Raw genomic sequence first — 478 nt, forward strand, 5'->3', positions numbered from 1 at the left:
CCCGCTGCGCACCTTCACGTGGAGCGCGTTCAGCGAGAAGTACGCGAAGGCGCCGTCACCGAGCCCGGGCACCTCGGCGAAGTCGATGCTGCCGGCCACGGCGTCGTGGTTTTGCCGGTACACCGCCTCCGCCTGCGTGGCGCCAGCCGCACCGCGGAACAGCATCACGTCCGAGAGCAGGAGCGGAAGCGCGCCGGCGGTCGCCTTGTACTGGCAGGTCGCCGAGTCGACGGCGGCGTCCGGGGCGAGCTTGTCGAGCTGCTCCTGCTGAGCCGGCGCCACGAAGGGCTCCAGCCGCTTGCCCCTCGCGCCGAGCCCGTACGGCGGGGAGGTCAGACCGGGCAGCCGGCCGCGACGGACTGCCACACGTGCGCCGGTGCCCGGGGAATCGGCCTGCGGTGGTGGCGCGGCCTTGCCCACGCCGACGCATCCCGCGATCAGCAGGACGAGCAGTCCCGCGGCCCAGCGCGATCCCTTG

At 73.6% G+C, this 478-nt stretch carries 1 protein-coding gene; it reads right to left on the reverse strand.

Annotation, left to right across the window (positions count from 1 at the left end; all coding sequences use genetic code 11):
• Positions 1-478 (reverse strand): hypothetical protein (locus RBH18_RS43970; protein WP_306216461.1); only part of this gene is annotated, 478 nt, incomplete at both ends.

The organism is Actinoplanes oryzae, from assembly GCF_030757795.1.
Classification (GTDB): Bacteria; Actinomycetota; Actinomycetes; order Mycobacteriales; family Micromonosporaceae; genus Actinoplanes.